Raw genomic sequence first — 17651 nt, 5'->3', positions numbered from 1 at the left:
ATGGAATTGGTGACCTCGCTACCTGCCGACACTCCGCTGCGGCAGGTAGCTCAGCACGTCCGACGCATCGAGAACCTTGGTTTCGACACGGTGCACATCTCCGAAACCATTCGTGATCCGTTTGCGGTGGCGGCCCTGGCCGTCGAGCACAGCAGTACTCTCACTGTCCGGACGTCGATGGTTGTCGCGTTTGCGCGCAGTCCCATGGTGACGGCTTTGGCTGCCTGGGATCTTGCGGGTTTCTCGGGTGGGCGATTTCAACTGGGGCTTGCGACGCAGGTGCGTGGGAACATCGTCGGGCGGTACTCGATGCCGTGGACGGATCCTGTTGCGCAACTGCGTGATTACGTCAGCGCTGTACGCGAGATCTTCCGAGTGTTTCAGGAGGGCGGTGAACTCGACCATGCGGGAACGCACTATACCTTCGACCGGCTGCAGCCCTACTTCAATCCGGGGCCGCTCGATGTTCCGGCTCCGGAGATCTGGACCGGGGGAGTGAACTCTCGCATGTGCTCACTGGCGGGAGCCGTCGCCGACGGTTTTGTTTCTCACCCCACCAGCTCCCATCCGAAGGTGCTCGCGGAGAGGATCATTCCATCGTTGACGGCAGGAGGAAGGAAGCCGCGACTGATTGCCGTTCCGAAGATGATCACCGGCAAAGATCCTGCCGCGATACTTGCTCAACGAGAAGCGGTGCGCAGTGAACTTGCCTTTCTCTACTCCACTCCGGCGTACCGAGTCGCGCTGGAGGTCCTCGGATTATCCGAGGTCGGGGAAGAACTGACAGTGATGGCGCGGGCAGGTGATTGGGCTCGACTACCTGACGTCCTCACCGACGATGTTCTCGACAGGCTGGTCACGCAATGCACCTACGCCGAACTCCCCGAGGTGCTGAGTTCGAAATACGCGAGTCTCTGCGACGGCATTGCACTGGCGGTGCCGGCGAATCCCGCCGACGACCGCGTCTTCGCAGCGATGTGTGAGGAGATTCGAGCTGCCGCAGCGTCTGCCCCGTGACGTCCAGTCGGCGCGAACTACACTCTCGACATGGGGCGCGTCTACGAAGGCATCGATGAAAAGCTCACCACGTGGTTGCAGGCTCAACCGCTGTTCGTCGTTGCCACCGCACCGTTGTCTGCTGACGGGTTGGTCAATTGCTCACCCAAAGGGGGAGTCGGATCGTTTGTGGTGCTGACATCCAACCGGGTGGCGTACCTCGACCTCACCGGCAGCGGTGTGGAAACCATCGCGCACGTGCGCGAGAACTCCCGAATAACACTGATGTTCATGGCGTTTGACGGACCACCGAAGATCGTACGACTGCACGGTCACGGACACGTTCTGCTTGCAGGGTCGGAACCATTCAACGAGCTTGTCGGTAGGTTCCCTGAGCACCCGGGGCTGCGGTCGATCGTCGTGGTCGATCTGACGCGCATTTCGGATTCGTGCGGATACGCAGTACCGCTGATGGACTACCAATCCGATCGTGACGTGCTCGACCGCGTGGCGGAGAAGAAGGGCCCGGAGCGGCTAATCGCCTATCGCGCCGAGAAGAACGCGAAGAGTGTGGACGGGTTGCCCGGTATCGACCTGGAGTGATACAAAATCGCGTCGCCGTGCGAAAGAGTGTGGGGCAGGTGATTCTGACATTGCCTGCCCCACGTCCTCGTTGTGCTGGTTACTTCGCCATGTCCTGGGCTGCTCGGTACGAGAAGACCATGGCCGTGCCGAGCGGAACGCCAGGACCGGGGTAGAAGCGGCCGCTCAGTGACGCGCTCGTGTTGCCGGCGGCGTACAGGCCGTCGATGGCGCTGCCGTCGGCACGCAGGACTCGACCGTTGACGTCGGTGACCAATCCGCCCTTGGTGCCGAGGTCACTGAGGACGATGCGGGCCGCGTAGAACGGACCGTTCTCGATCGCCGTCAGTGCCGCATTCGCGCCGCCGTTGGGTGGGCAGAAGAATGCGTCGTACGGGTCTTCGCCGCGATGGAACTCTTCGTCGACTCCCAGCTTTGCGGCATCGTTGAACTTTTCGACAGTACTGCGCAATGCGTCGGCCGGCAGTCCGGTCTTGGCGGCGAGTTCTTCGAGAGTGTCGGCGGCGACCCAGGTTCCGGCCTCGAGGTGCTTGGCGGGCGCCGTGTTCGGGATGCAGATGGCAGGTAGTCCGCCACCCTCGCGCGAGTCGAAGATCATGAACGACGGCACTGCAGAACCGTTGTCGTCGTGCGCATCCATGGCCCGGCCGAACTGGTCGTACGGGAGAGACTCGTTGAGGTAACGCTCGCCCGCGTTGTCGACGACGAGTCCGCCGCGAACGCCGACCATGAATGCGGCGCTGCCGTCCGGCTGCTCGACGCCGGGGCAGAACCACGCCTGATCGAGCAAAGCGGTTGCGCCACCGACAGCAATTCCGGCGGAGATCGCGTCACCGGTGTTGGCGCCGAAGGGACCCATACTCCAGATCGCTTTGCCGGGGGTGCCGGCCTGCTCACGCATCTCGGCGTTGCCTTCGATGCCGCCCGCTGCCATCAGCACACCGCGGTTCGCCTTGATTCGCTGGGTTTCGCCGCCGGATTCGACCTCGGCGCCGACAACCCGACCGTCTTCCACGATCAGGGAGGTGAGGATGGATTCGGTACGAAGTTCTGCGTTACCGGTGCTCTGGACTGCGGCCAGCAGTCGGCCGATCAGTGCGCGCCCACCGATCATCGGGCCGGGAGCATGATCCTGACCGGTGCGGTCTTGGTCGAGTTCCGGACGCACCTTGCCGGCGAGGTCACCGATGTCGGCGGGATCGAGATCGAGAGGGTTGATGGAGCGTCCCGTGTCCATCCGGCCTTCGGCCTTGTAGTAGTCGGGGAACGCACGGAACTCGAATTCGATGTGCGGGTTCTGCTCGAGTAGTGCGACGACATCGGGAGCGGTCTCGACATAGGCATCCTGGCGCTCGGACTCGGCGTCGCCGAGCAATGCGCGCAGATAGGTGCGTGCGTTCTCCGTTGAGTCGGGGAGTCCCGCACGTTCCTGTACTTGGGTTCCCGGCAGCCAGATGGATGCGCCCGAGTACGCGGAAGTTCCGCCGAAGCGATCGGTTTTCTCGAGGACGATCGTCGTCAATCCTCGAGCTGCCGCGGTGTATGCGCCGGTCAGCGCGCCGCCGCCGGAGCCGACTACCAACACGTCGCACTCGGTGGTCCAGTCCTGCATCATTGCGTCCTTACTCCAAGAGGGTGGGGTGTCCACGGAATACCGCACGGGGAGAGAAGGCCATGCCAGGTCCCACTGAGCGGGCAATATGCCGAGATGGGTGGTCGAGATGAGAGAATTGGCGAGGTCGTTCGCGACCGGGACACAGAATCGATGATGGGGGCGACGTTGCCGAGAATTGCCGAGGTCAGGGACGCTGCAGAGCCCAGTTCGGACGAGCAGCGGGCGCGCCATGTGCGGATGCTGGAAGCGGCAGCCGAATTGGGGACCGAGAAGGAACTCTCACGGGTACAGATGCACGAGGTCGCCAAGCGGGCGGGCGTGGCCATCGGCACTCTTTATCGCTATTTCCCCTCGAAGACGCACCTCTTCGTCGCTGTGATGGTCGAGCAGATCGACCAGATCGGTGCCAGCTTTGTCAGGCATCAGGTTCAGTCGGACAATCCGCAGGATGCGGTGTACGAGGTATTGGTTCGCGCGACTCGCGGGTTACTGCGTCGGCCGGCTCTCTCGACTGCGATGCTGCAGTCGTCCAGTACCGCCAACGTCGCGACGGTGCCGGACGTGGGAAAGATCGATCGCGGCTTCCGGCAGATCATCCTCGACGCGGCCGGGATCGAGAACCCCACCGAGGAAGACAACACCGGGTTGCGTCTGCTGATGCAGCTGTGGTTCGGGGTCATCCAATCGTGCCTCAACGGTCGAATCTCCATCCCCGATGCGGAGTACGACATCCGCAAGGGATGCGACCTGCTTCTGGTGAATCTCTCACGGCACTGACGTGACTTCGCCCCTCTCTGGGGAGGGTTCGTCATGTTCGCAAAATTGAAATAAATTCTATTTTTGAATCCGCATCAGTTGAGAGTTGATGTCAATCCGGACATTGCCCTGACATCATTAATAGAATAAATTACAGAAAAATAGACGGTGAGCCAGCTCACCGACCGAAAACTCCACGAAGGAGCGAACATCATGGGTCATGCAGTCATCGTCGAGGCCGCTCGGACACCTATCGGCCGTCGTCGCGGCGCCCTGGCGGGACTGCACCCCGCCGAGATTCTGGGAGCAGCGCAGCTCGGCGTTCTCGAACGGGCAGGCGTCGCACCGGAAGACATCGGAGAGATCATCGGCGGCTGTGTCACCCAGGCAGGTGAGCAGTCCAACAACGTCACGCGGCAGGCGTGGCTGCACGCCGGATTGCCGTACAGCACCGCGGCAACCACTATCGACTGCGCCTGTGGATCCGCCCAGCAGGCAGTGCATTTGATTTCAGGCCTGATTTCGTCTGGTCAGATCTCGGCCGGTATCGGCTGCGGCGTCGAGGCTATGAGCCGTGTGTTCCTGGGTCAGGCAAACGCACCGGGAACGGGAAACCCGTACCCGGACGACTGGACCATCGACATGGGTGACCAGTTCACCTCCGCGCAGCGAATTGCCGAGAAGCGTGGGATCACGCGCGCCGACGTCGACGCGTTCGGTCTGGAATCGCAGCGCCGCGCAGCTCAGGCTTGGGCTGAAGGACGCTTCGACCGCGAGATCGTGCCCGTCAAGGCTCCCGTGGTGGACAAGGAAGGCGTGCCTACCGGTGAGATCGCCACTGTCACTCGCGACGGGGGACTGCGTGAGACGACGGCAGAAGCGCTGGCTGGGCTCAAGCCGGTCATCGAAGGCCATATCCACACCGCCGGCAACTCGTCGCAGATCAGTGATGGCGCGGCTGCGGTACTGCTGATGAGCGAAGAGCGCGCACAGGAACTGGGATTGAACCCCCGCGCGCGGATCGTCGCGTCCGGCATGGTCGGATCCGATCCCTTCTATCACCTGGACGGACCGATCGAGTCCACCCAGATGGTGCTCGACAAGGCCAAAATGACCTTGGACGACATCGATCTCGTCGAAATCAACGAAGCCTTTGCCTCGGTCGTGCTCTCCTGGGCGCAGGTTCACGGCGCAGACCTGTCCAAGGTCAACGTCAACGGTGGTGCGATCGCGCTCGGACATCCCGTCGGTTCCACGGGCGCTCGTCTGATCACCACTGCGCTGCACGAACTCGAGCGCTCGAACAAGTCGACGGCTCTGGTCACGATGTGCGCCGGTGGCGCTCTCTCGACCGCCACCATTATCGAACGCATCTGACCCGTACTGACACTGTCGAATTGACGAGGTAGACATGACTATTGGATTGAGTGAAGAAGATCGTGACCTCCGCGACTCCGTACGGGGCTGGGCGGCGCGTCACGCAACACCCACCGTCGTCCGTGAAGCCGTCGAGGCGAAGGTCGAAACTCGCCCCCAACTCTGGAACGGGCTTGCCGAGCAGGGGCTTCTCGGACTACACGTAGCCGAGGAATTCGGCGGCGCAGGATACGGATTGGTCGAACTCGCCATCGTCGTCGAGGAACTTGGACGCTCGATGGTTCCCGGACCATTCCTGCCGACGGTAGTGGTCAGCGCTGTTCTCAGCGATGCCGGAGAAACGGACAGACTGCCGACGCTCGTGGATGGCAGCACGCTCGGAGCTGTTGCACTACAGCCGGGTTCGCTGAAGATCACCCGCGACGGCGACAACACCACCCTCAGCGGAACGTCCAGCCTTATTCTCGGCGGCCATGTCGCTGACCTGTTCCTCCTCGCGACGGACAGCGGATTCGTTCTGCTCGGACGTGACCGCCTCGAGGTCACGGACTTGGCCAGCTACGACGTCGTGCGTCGTAACTCCGAGGTCACCGTCGACGGTTTGGTGCTCACCGATTCCGAGATCCTCACCATCGATACCCAGCGTGTACTGGACATTGCCGCAACACTGTTCGCGGCCGAGGCATCAGGCTTGGCCGACTGGGCAGTCACGACGTCGGCCGACTACGCGAAGGTGCGTCAGCAGTTCGGTCGCCCGATCGGCCAGTTCCAGGGTGTCAAGCACAAGGCTGCACGTATGCTCGCGCTTGCCGAGCAGGCACGCGTCTGCGCTTGGGACGCTGCGCGTGCGCTGACTCCCGCCAACGGCGTCGGTGCCGAAGAGGCTTCTCTCGCAGCAGCCGTCGCCGGAGCCACGGCCCCCGAGGCTGGCTTCTCCGTCACGCGTGACTGCATCCAGGTGCTCGGCGGAATCGGCTACACGTGGGAGCACGACGCGCACCTGTACCTGCGCCGCGCGCAGTCCCTGCGAATTCTGCTGGGTTCCACGGCATCCTGGCGTCGTCGCGTTGCCGAGCTGACCATTGCCGGAACCCGTCGCGTGCTCAGCGTCGAGCTGCCGCCCGAGGCCGAGGCGATCCGAGCCGACGTCCGAGCCGAGCTCGCTCCTGCACTCGAACTCGAAGGCGCCGCCCAGAAAACGTATCTCGCGGAAAAGGGCTACACCGCACCGCACTTCACGGCTCCGTGGGGCAAATCCGCCGATGCCGTCAGCCAGCTGGTCATCGCCGAAGAACTACGCGCTGCGAAGATCAAGCCGCACGACATGATCATCGGCAACTGGGTCATCCCGACGCTCATCGCGCACGGCAACGAAGAGCAGCTCGCCAAGTTCGTCCCGCCGTCACTGCGCGGCGACATCGTCTGGTGTCAGCTCTTCTCCGAGCCCGGCGCAGGTTCCGACCTCGCCGCGCTGAGTACAAAGGCCACCAAGGTCGACGGTGGCTGGAAGTTGCAGGGCCAGAAGGTGTGGACGTCGATGGCACGCGACGCGCACTGGGGAATCTGCCTCGCGCGCACCGACGCCGACGCCCCCAAGCACAAGGGTCTGTCCTACTTCCTGATCGACATCAAGAACAGCGGCCTCGACATTCGCCCGCTTCGCGAGATCACCGGTGAAGCACTGTTCAACGAAGTCTTCTTCGACGACGTCTTCGTTCCCGACGAGTGCCTGGTCGGCGAGCCAGGCGACGGCTGGAAGCTCGCTCGCACCACGCTGGCCAACGAGCGTGTCTCGCTGTCCAACGACTCGTCGCTCGGATCGGGTGGCGAGGCTCTTCTGAGCCTGGTCGACGGACTGCCCGGTGGCATCGACGACGAGCAGCTGACCGTGCTCGGAAAGGTGCTGTGCGACGCGCAATCCGGTGGTCTGCTCGGTCTGCGCACCACGCTGCGCTCGCTCACCGGCGCGCAGCCGGGTGCCGAATCCTCGGTGGCGAAGCTGATCGGTGTCGAGCACATCCAGCAGGTCTGGGACGTGGCAATGGAGTGGGCCGGACCGAGTTCACTTCTGGGCGAACAGCATCGGATGTCTGCAACCCAGATGTTCTTGAACTCGCAGTGCATGTCCATCGCGGGTGGTACAACCAATGTTCAGCTCAACATCATCGGTGAGCGAATCCTGGGTCTGCCTCGCGACCCTGAACCGGGAAAGTGACCTGCACATGAGCAATCGCACCTTCGTCATCGGCGTCGGCATGACCAAGTTCGAGAAGATCGAGACCCGCGACTGGGAATACCCGGACATGGTGACCGAAGCCGTCTCGAATGCCCTGACCGATGCCGGGATCGGCTACGGCCAGATTCAGCGTGCTGCGGTCGGTTACGTGTTCAACGCGTCGACAGCAGGACAGCGAGCTCTCTACGAGACCGGTCTGACCGGCATTCCGATCTTCAACGTCAACAACAACTGCGCGACCGGCTCGACGGCGCTGATGATGGCGCGCGAGTGGGTCCAGGCCGGACAAGCCGAGTGCGCCTTGGCCGTCGGCTTCGAGAAGATGACCAAAACGGCGTTGACCGGTAACGGTGAGATGCCCAAGGTCACGACCTTGGACTCTCAGCTGAAGATCATGGTCGAGGATTACGGGTTCGCCCGATCGCCGATGACAGCTCAGCTGTTCGGTAACGCTGCCGTCGAGCACATGAAGAAGTACGGCACCACGGTCGAGGAGATCGCAGCGGTGGCGGTCAAGAATCACAAGCATTCGGTGAACAATCCGTACGCACAGTTCCGTGACGAGTACACCCTCGAACAGGTACTCGGCGACAAGATGATTCACGAGCCGCTGACACGTTCGCAGTGCTCGCCGACCTCGGACGGCGCCGGAGCCGCGATCGTCGTGAGCGAGAAGTTCGTGCGTGAGCACGGCCTCGAAGACCGGGCGATCGAAATCGTCGCACAGGCGTTGACCACTGACACCGAGGCAGCGTTCGCCGAGAAGTCGATGATCGACGTGGTCGGCGCGCCGATGACGGCAGCTGCGGCAGAGCAGGTCTTTGCGCAGGCCGGGATCACCATCGATGACGTCGACGTCATCGAACTGCACGACTGCTTCGCGATCAACGAGATCATCACCTACGAGGGCCTGGGGATGTGCGCGGTCGGAGAAGGCGGAAAGCTCGTCCAATCCGGCGCGACCACGTACGGCGGCCAGTGGGTCGTCAACCCGTCGGGTGGTTTGATCTCGAAGGGACACCCGCTGGGCGCGACGGGCTTGGCGCAGTGCGCCGAACTCACGTGGCAGCTCCGCGGGACCGCGGATGCGCGGCAGGTCGAAGGCGCTCGTATTGGCTTGCAACACAACCTCGGACTGGGCGGCGCGTGCGTCGTGACGGTCTACCGAGCCGGAACTTTGGAGAACTGATGGCTATCGATCTCGAGGTGGCGTTGGCCGCCGAACCGACTGTGCGCGAGGCGTCGTGGACCGATCGCGACGTCATGCTCTACCAATTGGGACTCGGGGCAGGGGTGAATGCTCTCGATCCCGCTGAACTGACCTGGGTGTACGAAAAGGGGCTGAAGGTACTCCCGACGTTTGCAATGGTTGCAGGCCAGGGAGTTTCGGCGGGTGTACTGCCCGCACCGTCGATGAGTATGCCGGGAATCGACATCGATCTGCGAAAGATCCTGCACGGTGGGCAGTCGCTGGCACTTCACGCGCCCATCCCGTCGACGGGTGCTGCCCGTATTTCTTCTCGGGTCGCCGATGTCTGGGACAAGGGAAAGGCAGCTGTGATCGTTCTCGAGACGGCGGCCGAGGACCTGGACGGGAATCCGTTATGGACCACCGGAATGCAGATCTGGGCGCGCGGCGAAGGTGGATTCGGCGGCAACACCGGGCCCGAAGTTGTTGCCGGGGTGCCTGATCGAGCGCCCGACAAGGTACTGACGTCGAGCACGAGTCCCTCACAGGCGCTGGTGTACCGACTCAGTGGAGACATGAACCCGCTGCACGCTGATCCCTCCTTCGCGAAGATGGCGGGCTTCGATGCACCGATTCTGCACGGCCTCGCGTCGTACGGCATCGTCTGCAAGGCCGTGGTAGACGGGATTCTCGACGGAGATCCGACGCGGGTGAAGAACTACTCGGTGCGGTTTGCAGGTTCGCTCTTCCCCGGCGAATCCATCACCACCTCGGTATGGCAGGACGGCAACACACTGACGTTGGCGGCGACGTGCCCCGAACGCGAGAACTCCCCGGTTCTCACGCACGCAACAATGGAGATCAACTGATGGACCTCGGTTCGCACCCCACAGCAGCGACACATCCGGGCGGCACGATTCTGACGTCGCCGCCGCAGGACGCCCCGGTCGACCGGGCCACGGCAGCAGCGCGTCGCGTTGTCGACGCGATGCTGCGCACCGACCGCGGAAACGCCAATCTGGACCGGGTTGCGGAGGAGCTCAACAGCATTGCCGAGCATCTCGAACAGCACTCACCCGAGGTGGCCGAGCGGTTGATCGACATGTGGAACGGTGAGGGCGTGACTCGTCACGACCCCGTGACCGGCCCCGAGAACGCCATTGCGCCGCCGCTCGTTCTGGAAGGGCTCGCTGACGGGTCGGTGCAGGGAGTGGTCACGTTGACGCTGCCGTACCAGGGCCCTCCCGGCCATGTGCACGGCGGTGTTTCGGCGCTGCTGCTCGATCACGTTCTCGGCGTCGCGAACGCCTGGGGTGGAACTTCCGGCATGACAGCACAATTGAGCACTCGGTACCATCGCCCGACTCCGCTGTTCGAGCCACTCACGATCAGCGGCAAATTCCTGTCCAAGGACGGCCGCAAGATTCACACCGTCGGTGAGATCAAAACTGCGGACGGCGAATTGTGTGTGTCGGTAGAGGGACTGTTCATCGACAAGACCGTGCCGCGCCACAGGGGTTCTGACGAAGGAGGGCCCAGTGGGCAAGCTCGACGGACGTGTAGCAGTGGTCACCGGTGCCGGTATGGGCATCGGGCGCGGAGTGGCGGGCGCGTTCGCGCGTGAAGGCGCGTCGGTGTTGGTTGCCGAGATCGACGAGGCAGCGGGCCTCGAAACCACCCAGTGGTTGCGGGACGAATGGGGCGCGGAGGCGGAATTCGTCCGGACCGACGTCACTGACAAAGCTCAGGTTGTTGCCATGGTCGACAAGTCCGTCGAGCGGTTCGGACGCCTCGACATCCTGGTCAACAATGCTTGGCGGACTTTCGGTTTCGCTCGGCTCGAGAAGATGACCGACGAGCAGTTGCGCGGCGGTTTCGACATGGCAGTGATGGCGGCATTCTGGGCGATGCAGGCTGCCCTGCCGGAACTGGAGCGTCACGGCACGGGCCGCGTGATCAACATGTGCAGCCTCAACGGCGTGAATGCTCACATGTACTCGGTGCAGTACAACGCGGCGAAGGAAGCATTGCGAACCCTGACTCGCACTGCCGCCCGCGAGTGGGCTCCCAAGCAGGTGAACTGCAACGTCATCTGTCCCGGTGCGCAGAGTGCGGCGTACAAGCGTGTCGCCGAAGCCAATCCGGAGAACGTGGCAGTGATGGCCGCACAGAACCCGATGGGGCGGATCGGCGATCCCCTCGACGACATCGGCCCCGTTGCGGCCTTCCTGGCAAGTGACGACAGCCGTTACGTCACCGGCAACACCCTCTTCGTCGACGGTGGTGGGCACATCAACGGCGTGCAGTGGGCGCCGACCGTCGACTGATCGACGGCGACGCAGCCGGTGTATCCGGCGTCTATTTGGCCGTGAACCCGGCGTCGACCGGCAACGCGATACCTGTGACGTATCGAGCCTGATCCGAAACCAGCCAGGCTATCGCGTTGCTGACGTCGGCAGCTTCGATCAACTCGACGTTCAAGAGGTTGCCCACGTCGGCTCCGCTCGATGTCGGGGAGTCCGCAAACAGCTTCGCGACCGCGTCGTTGACGACCATCGGTGTATTCGCGCCAGTCGGGTGCACGGAGTTGACACGAATATTGTGGGGAGCAAGCCAGTGCGACCACGTGCGCCCAAGCCCCACGATGGCGTGTTTACTCGCGCAGTAGCCGTCGGATCCGCCGGTGCCGTCACCTCCACGACCGACAAGTCCCAGAGTTGATCCGGTAAGGACTATTGCGCCACCTGTACCTTGTGCGATCATCGCGGGCGCTGCGGCCTGGACGGTATTCCAGACGCCGAATAGGTTGACCTCCATCTGGTCGCGGAAGGCGCGAGCATCGTCGATGTCCGGGGACATCATGCCGATACCGGCGTTGGCCAGGACGATGTCGACGCTGCCCAGCTCCGCAATTCCTTCGGATACCGCAGTTCGCAGTGCGGACAGATCGCGAACATCCACTTCTCGCGCGACGATACTTCGTCCCAGGTTCTCGACCGCTGCTGTTGTCTGCCGCAAATCGTCGGCGGTTCCCATCGGGTAGGCCACCGATTCGATCTGACGGCAGATGTCGAGCGCAATGATGTTCGCGCCCTCCTGCGCCAATCGCACGGCGTGGCTCCTGCCCTGACCTCGGGCGGCCCCGGTGATCAGTGCGGTTTTGCCTTCCAACTGTCCGGGCATGCGTGCTCCGTCCTTCGTGAATCATGATTACTCGGTCATGAGTACTGACCCGAGGGGACGGCGAAATTCGTCGCCGGCGACGTAGTCTGAGTTCAGTTACAGCGGGAACTCGCTTCGGAAGAGAAGAGGCTCGGGATGTCCGATTGGGTGAAGAAGGTCGAAGCTGAAGCCAAAGGGCTCCTCGCCGAGGCGGAAGAAGAGCTGACCGTCCTTGAAGGTGTCGACACCATAGATCCGCTTGCCGACGACGATCCGGCACCAGAAGACGGCACCAAGCCGACGTCAGACTGACCCTGCGACCCGTCGGCGCGCCTCGACACCGCTCGGTATCTCAGAACGGTGGCGGGTCGTCCCCGTAGTCGTTGGGTTCTCGGCGGGCTCGCGGTGATTTCCGCCGCTTGTATTGAACGTGCTCCTCTGCTCGTTTCTGTATCCGTCGGCGCTGGCGATTGCGTTCACTCTGGATACGGGCAGCTTTGTTCTCCGCCTGGGTCCGCCGATTTCGACCGCCCTGGGGCGGTGTCGGTTCGTGCGATCCAGCCATCAATCCTGCGGGTCGCGTTCGGTAACAATGCCCGGTCGGCGACGTCAGCGACATGGTCCGATCCTCGTTCGACGTGAACCGCCACCGGTCGGAATGCTTGAGGCGATGATGGTTGCGGCAGAACGCACTCATATTCGACGCGACCGTTTTACCGCCGCATTCGGGGTCGCCGTGATGGAACGGTTCATTGTGGTCCAGATCGGAATTCCAGGCCGGGACATCACAATGCAGCCATTGGCAGCTGCCCGCGATGATCCGTAACCAGGTATCGAGAACGGCGCCCGGTCGGTAGACGCGCGCCGAAGCAGGCACCGGCTCTGCGACGTCATCAGCAGGTGCTCGGACGTTTCGAATTACGGCGCCACGGGCGATATCGCGAGCATGCTCAGCGCTGATCACCCCGTACCCGTCGAGGTGGGCGGGCTCGCCGCCACCGTGCAGAGTGGAATCAGTCATCACGACGTGAACCACGGGCCGACGAACGACAACACCACCGCTACGATCCTGCGGGCAATCAGCTCGGCCACAGTTGCACGGCAAGAATTGTGATCCGTTGGTCAACTCGAAGAGCGCGTCGGCTCGTCGCTGCTCGTACGTTCGAGAGTCGTTTCGGCATACCGACACTGCCAACTCGCGTAGTCGGCCGTCGAATGCCCGAGCCTGCTCTGCCGGAACGCTTCCCAAGATCTTTGCCATCCCGTCCTCGGCAGCGCTGACCCCGACGAAGCGATCGGTGAGAGCACGGCGTCGGCGTTCTCGCATACCTTCCGGGTCCACCATCGCCACGATCCGATCGATCGCCGCTGTCAGTCGTCTTCCCGTCAAGCCCGTTCCGCCTGCTACTGGTGGGGCGAGAACCTGCTCGAGCAGTAGTCGTTCCACCTCGTCGATCAATTCGTCTTTCACGTTCGCGGTCGCGGAATCGATCAAACCAACTCGGTACAGATCCAACTCGCCACGCGCCATCGCCGCTCGAGTGCGATGCAGACGAGTCCTTAACGAGAACCCCAACCCGATCAGCTTGCCGGCAGCCGCGCGACCCATCGTCAGTGACGCACCGACTTCCGACTCCGCCAACTCGTGTGCGGTCGACGACCACGCACCACTGGCGACATGCTCCGAGCTTCGCCGCGAAAAGAACTCGGCAATCACAGCGAGCTTGCGTTCGACCAGCATCGCCTCGCATGCGTGCAGATCGGTCATGAGATCAACCAGCGCACAATCAGTTTCGGTACCGGTCAGCTGTGCTGAGATACCGAAGAGCTCTGTCGTGGGGTTGACCATGCATCGATCTTATTCGAATATGCGTTCGAATGGCGTCGAATTCTTAAATCAGTCGGAATAGTCGGTTTCCTGAATTTCAGTGCATCTCAAGGGTTAGTCGTAATGCTGTCAGCGGATCCGAGGCATCTCGACGCCCACGCGGACCAGGCCCTTCGGGGTTGACGAAGCGGCCCTCGTCCGAGCGAGTCCACTCGCGTACGGCCCATCTCTCCTTGATCGCCCAACGGCCGTCGCGCCGCTCCATGTGGTCGATGAACCGCGCACCACTGGTGAAGTTGATCATTCCGATGTCTTCGGGCCCGCCCCAGTGTGTGGACATCGAATATGCCTCGCTGATCGCGTGGTCGCCGTGCAGTTCGACCAGGTGGTTGCCGATGTGGTGCATCGTGCCGCCGATCGCGGAGAGTTTTGTTGTGGCCCAGGCGATGTACTCGTCGATGGTGCCGTCGAATCCGGTGTGATGGTCGATCGCGTCCGGGTGGTAGGCGCTGCGGACGAGATCGAAGTCGAGGCGATCGATGCCGCGGCAGTACGTCAGAACCACCTCACGAATTGCCTGCTTGTCGATGAGATCCTGCAGTGCCTGGTCCATGTCACGCCTCCTTGATGCTGGTCATCCAGTCGAGTAATTCCGGTAGTTCTTCGGCAGCGCAATCGAATACGGCAGGCCGAAGCACCACGGCAGACGCGCCGCGGTCGGACCAGTCCAGGACCTTGTCAGCGGTTGCCGAGAGGTCGACGGACCGATTGTCGCGCCGAACCGGCGCCGCAGACACTTGCACACGTGCGGTATCCGGCTCGCGGTCGTGGGCTTCGAACGTGTTGCGCAGCAATGTGACACTGTCGGTGAACGTTCCCAGGTCGGTCGGGTTCACGGTCCAACCGTCGGCGACGCGTGCTATGCGGTCGAAGTTCCGCCGGCTTGGTCCGAAACCGAAGAGCACCGGTACGCGATTTTGGATCGGCAGCGGGAGGCTGTGGTAGTTCTCGAAGGCGAAGTCGCGTCCCTTGAAGGTGGCCGGAGCATTGGTCCACAGTTCGCGACACGCTGCGACAGCCTCCTCCATGCGCCCGAATCGCGCGTCGAAAGGCATGTTGGTAGCGGTGTATTCGGCTTCTTGCCAACCGACGCCGAAACCCATGACGGCTCGACCTTCGGACAATGAGTCGAGAGTTGCAACCTGTTTGGCAAGCAGGGCGGCTGGGCGAACAGTGGCGATCAGAACCGATACTCCGAGGCGAGCGCGTTCGGTCACTGCGGCGATCGAGGAAAGAAGTGAAATCGGTTCGTACCAAGGGTGATCCAGCGGGAACAAGAAGTTGTGTTCGGCTACCCGCTGAGCGTGTGCTTCGGCATTGAACCCGAGATGATCGCCGGTGCAGATCAGATCGATCCCGGCACGGTCAGCACGCGCGGCGAAGTCCAGAACCGGGCGAATCTTGCCGTCGAACAGGGCCTCGAGGCCCAAGATGTTGACGCCGATTTCCACAGTCGTCGTTCCTCTACAGTGCCCGCTTGGCATGCGCGGACATCTCGCCCATGTTGTCCAGACAGAAGAGTCTCGAGCTGAACTGCCACGACCCGTCGACGCAGGTGAAGCAATCGAAGTAGCGCCCCGCCAGAATGGGTTGCAGGGCAAGATCTTCGGTACCTTGGATGACCGTGACGTACGAGAGTGCCGTCGCTGATTCACCGTCGACTGCGATTCGCGTGTTGGTCAGCAGATGTTTGGTTCGTGGAACCGGCGGATCACCGTACATTCGAATGAAGCCGCTGCAGGCTGCGAACACTGCGTCGGCGTCGGACGAAATGAGCGTGATGGCAACCCCGTCCGGCCCGCACTGCCCGTAGTCGGACGAGGCGAACAATGCAGCGACTTCACGCAATCGGCCCTGATCGATCAGATGCGTGTACTCGCAGAGCAGGTCACGGATCGCCGACTCGGCGACGATCCGTGACAGCTCCGTGGTCATACGGTGATCTCGCGCCGAACCATCTTGCCGGTTGCATTGCGAGGCAGCAGATCGCTGGTGATGCGCCACTTCGACGGCACCTTGAAATAGGACAATCGCTCGGCAGCGTAATCACGCAGCTCCGCCTCCGTTGTGGCGGCTCCGGGACGCAGGACAACCACGGCGGACACTTCCTGGCCGAGGTCGGGGTGCGGCATGCCGATGACAGCGCACTCGATCACGTCGGGGTGTTCGTCGAGCGTCTGCTCGATCTCGGTGGGGTAGACGTTCTCGCCGCCACGCAGGATCAGGTCGGAACGGCGACCGGTGAGACGGAGACGCCCGTTCTCGATTACGCCGAAATCGCCGGTGCGGAGCCAGCGTCCGGGGGCAATTGCCGACTCGGTCGCCTCGTCGTTCTCCCAGTATCCGAGCATGACGAAGGGGCTGCGTACGCACACTTCACCTTCGATGCCGTCCGGCAGCCATTCGCCGAAGGGATCGCGAATCTCCATCGAGACGGTGATGATCGGACGCCCGAGAGTGCCTGGGAACTCTTCGAGTTCGGCGCCGACGGCGACCGCAATGGCGGTGCTGCATTCGGTGAGGCCGTAGCTGTCGACCAGAGCATTGCGTGCGAACGGCACCTGCTCCTTGAGGCGTTCCTTGAACGCGGGCGACGACGGCGCGGATGCCAGTGAGAATGCAGTCAACGAAGAGACGTCGTACTTGGCGATGTTGCCGTGCTCGAGTAGCCGCGATGCCATCGTGGGGACAGCACCCCAGTTGGTGACACGCTCGCGTTCGACCAACCCGAGCACCTTGTCGACGTCGAAGCCGCCCTCGGTCAGGATGACGGCACTGCCCGTCGCGAGACGGGGGACCACCAGATTGTGCAGGCTGGCGATGTGGAAGAGCGGGGAGGTGAGTAGATAACGCAGTGGGCTCGGCTTGGAAGCGTCGTACTCACGGCCGGTGAATGCCGCGCCGATCGCGTCGCTGTACTTGTGGTAGTCGACGACGGCCATCACGTTGCGGTGCGAATGGAGTGCGCCCTTGGGGCGGCCACTGGTACCACTGGTGAACAGGATGACGGCGGGGTCGTCCTCGTCGATGTCGGTGCTCGGCACGTCGGAGCCTGCATACTCCGCGATGAGCGCGGGCAGATCCTCTTCCATGGTGAGGACCGTGATGTCTGCCGGCAGTTCGGGGAGGGCGGCGCCGCGCTTGGCGTCCACGACCAGAACCTTCGGACGTGAGAGCTCGATCCCGTGGGTGACCTCGCGCGGAACCCACCAACCGTTGAGACCGACAGCGATCGCGCCGAGCGCCTGCGTCGCGAAGAACGTCATGACCCATTCGGGAGTGTTGGCAGCGAGGATGCCCACACGGTCGCCCTTGCGGACTCCGTACTTGTCCCGCAGAGCAGTTGCCAGCGCGGCAACGGAATCGGCATGCTCGGTGAACGAGATTCGACGATCGCTGGTGACGAGATAGTCGCCGTCGCCCCAGGCCCGGGATGCCGAGATCAGTTCACCGATGGCGTGACCGCGGTTCTTCATCACAGGCATGACGGTGCCGAGAACCTCTTCTTCGACGATCTCGAATGGCCCACCTGGACCGGTGAGGCGTGAGACCGCCTGGTCCAGAAGCAACTGCGGATCTGCGGGGGCAGTCATGGAATGGCCTTTCGTATTGTGGCGCTTTTCACGTCACAAAATCTCACGAGAAAATCATATCTGTGGCGGCGGTTACCACTGAGCGAGACTGGGACGGTTCCGGCTCTGAGGCGTCGATACGTTCGAGTCGTATCGCAGTTGGAGTAATCGACATTCCGATATCGACTAGGACACAGGACACGATGACGAACACCGCCACCGAAGCATCTTCGAATGCAGCTCTTGCAGCTCCTCAG

The 17651-nt window shown here is 62.6% G+C and carries 16 protein-coding genes and 1 pseudogene; 10 read left to right on the top strand and 7 right to left on the bottom strand.

The features are described 5' to 3' along the window. Both AC1Q6C_RS04995 and AC1Q6C_RS04990 read left to right on the top strand, forming a co-directional pair. A complete protein-coding gene (locus AC1Q6C_RS04995; RefSeq protein ID WP_042924836.1) occupies positions 1-1017 on the top strand; it encodes a TIGR03617 family F420-dependent LLM class oxidoreductase in 1017 nt (338 codons plus the stop codon). A gap of 30 nt (positions 1018-1047) precedes the next feature. Beyond that, positions 1048-1599: a pyridoxamine 5'-phosphate oxidase family protein gene (locus AC1Q6C_RS04990; RefSeq protein ID WP_003939780.1), complete on the top strand. Its 552-nt coding sequence runs from the start codon at positions 1048-1050 to the stop codon at positions 1597-1599. A 79-nt stretch (positions 1600-1678) separates the two neighbouring features. Here the strand turns inward: AC1Q6C_RS04990 and AC1Q6C_RS04985 are convergent, their stop codons facing one another. Beyond that, positions 1679-3211, bottom strand: a complete 1533-nt coding sequence (locus AC1Q6C_RS04985; protein ID WP_037128865.1) for an FAD-dependent oxidoreductase — start codon at positions 3209-3211, stop codon at positions 1679-1681. Positions 3212-3364: 153 nt separating this feature from the next. Here AC1Q6C_RS04985 and AC1Q6C_RS04980 point away from each other — a divergent pair, with 153 nt between their 5' ends. The 7 genes and pseudogenes from AC1Q6C_RS04980 (at position 3365) to AC1Q6C_RS04950 (ending at position 11099) form a co-directional block, all read left to right on the top strand. Next, a complete protein-coding gene (locus AC1Q6C_RS04980) occupies positions 3365-3991 on the top strand; it encodes a TetR/AcrR family transcriptional regulator (RefSeq protein ID WP_030536987.1) in 627 nt (208 codons plus the stop codon). A gap of 192 nt (positions 3992-4183) precedes the next feature. Beyond that, a complete protein-coding gene (locus tag AC1Q6C_RS04975; RefSeq protein ID WP_492666406.1) occupies positions 4184-5347 on the top strand; it encodes a steroid 3-ketoacyl-CoA thiolase in 1164 nt (387 codons plus the stop codon). 34 nt (positions 5348-5381) lie between these two features. Then, positions 5382-7562 carry an acyl-CoA dehydrogenase family protein gene (locus AC1Q6C_RS04970; protein ID WP_492666405.1) on the top strand — a complete coding sequence of 727 codons (2181 nt, stop codon included), beginning with the start codon at positions 5382-5384 and terminating at the stop codon, positions 7560-7562. A 7-nt stretch (positions 7563-7569) separates the two neighbouring features. After that, on the top strand, positions 7570-8772 hold the full coding sequence (locus tag AC1Q6C_RS04965) for a lipid-transfer protein (protein ID WP_492666404.1): 1203 nt from the start codon (positions 7570-7572) through the stop codon (positions 8770-8772). After that, positions 8772-9641 (top strand): MaoC/PaaZ C-terminal domain-containing protein, encoded by an 870-nt coding sequence (locus AC1Q6C_RS04960; protein ID WP_007732676.1) that lies wholly within the window; start codon positions 8772-8774, stop codon positions 9639-9641. The genes AC1Q6C_RS04965 and AC1Q6C_RS04960 overlap by 1 nt, the downstream gene beginning before the upstream one ends. Beyond that, positions 9641-10288: pseudogene (locus tag AC1Q6C_RS04955) on the top strand (PaaI family thioesterase); the annotation flags it as partial. The gene AC1Q6C_RS04960 and the pseudogene AC1Q6C_RS04955, both read left to right, overlap by 1 nt. A 22-nt stretch (positions 10289-10310) precedes the next feature. Continuing rightward, positions 10311-11099 (top strand): SDR family NAD(P)-dependent oxidoreductase, encoded by a 789-nt coding sequence (locus AC1Q6C_RS04950; RefSeq protein WP_007732675.1) that lies wholly within the window; start codon positions 10311-10313, stop codon positions 11097-11099. 31 nt (positions 11100-11130) lie between these two features. On the opposite strand, the gene AC1Q6C_RS04945 is transcribed toward AC1Q6C_RS04950, so the two are convergent. After that, the gene (locus AC1Q6C_RS04945) at positions 11131-11955 is read right to left on the bottom strand and encodes a mycofactocin-coupled SDR family oxidoreductase (protein WP_193594933.1); all 825 of its coding nucleotides are present in this window, start codon (positions 11953-11955) and stop codon (positions 11131-11133) included. Positions 11956-12090: 135 nt separating this feature from the next. Here AC1Q6C_RS04945 and AC1Q6C_RS04940 point away from each other — a divergent pair, with 135 nt between their 5' ends. After that, on the top strand, positions 12091-12246 hold the full coding sequence (locus tag AC1Q6C_RS04940) for a hypothetical protein (RefSeq protein ID WP_003940615.1): 156 nt from the start codon (positions 12091-12093) through the stop codon (positions 12244-12246). Between the two features lie 40 nt (positions 12247-12286). Here the strand turns inward: AC1Q6C_RS04940 and AC1Q6C_RS04935 are convergent, their stop codons facing one another. The 5 genes from AC1Q6C_RS04935 to casG all read right to left on the bottom strand — a co-directional run bounded on the left by AC1Q6C_RS04935 (position 12287) and on the right by casG (position 17415). Next, positions 12287-13783 carry a DUF222 domain-containing protein gene (locus AC1Q6C_RS04935; RefSeq protein ID WP_064074284.1) on the bottom strand — a complete coding sequence of 499 codons (1497 nt, stop codon included), beginning with the start codon at positions 13781-13783 and terminating at the stop codon, positions 12287-12289. Positions 13784-13859: 76 nt separating this feature from the next. Then, positions 13860-14375 (bottom strand): nuclear transport factor 2 family protein, encoded by a 516-nt coding sequence (locus tag AC1Q6C_RS04930; protein WP_007732673.1) that lies wholly within the window; start codon positions 14373-14375, stop codon positions 13860-13862. 1 nt (position 14376) lies between these two features. After that, positions 14377-15273, bottom strand: a complete 897-nt coding sequence (locus AC1Q6C_RS04925; protein WP_042924820.1) for a TIGR03619 family F420-dependent LLM class oxidoreductase — start codon at positions 15271-15273, stop codon at positions 14377-14379. Positions 15274-15286: 13 nt separating this feature from the next. After that, a complete protein-coding gene (locus AC1Q6C_RS04920) occupies positions 15287-15757 on the bottom strand; it encodes a nuclear transport factor 2 family protein (RefSeq protein ID WP_230359076.1) in 471 nt (156 codons plus the stop codon). Then, positions 15754-17415: a steroid-24-oyl-CoA synthetase gene (casG, locus tag AC1Q6C_RS04915; RefSeq protein WP_007732670.1), complete on the bottom strand. Its 1662-nt coding sequence runs from the start codon at positions 17413-17415 to the stop codon at positions 15754-15756. Before casG ends, AC1Q6C_RS04920 begins: the two co-directional genes overlap by 4 nt. Positions 17416-17651: the final 236 nt, after the last annotated feature.

This window comes from Rhodococcus sp. MT28 (assembly GCF_058792695.1).
Note: the sequence above shows the minus strand (reverse complement) of the source record. Positions and strands in the feature narration are given on the sequence as shown.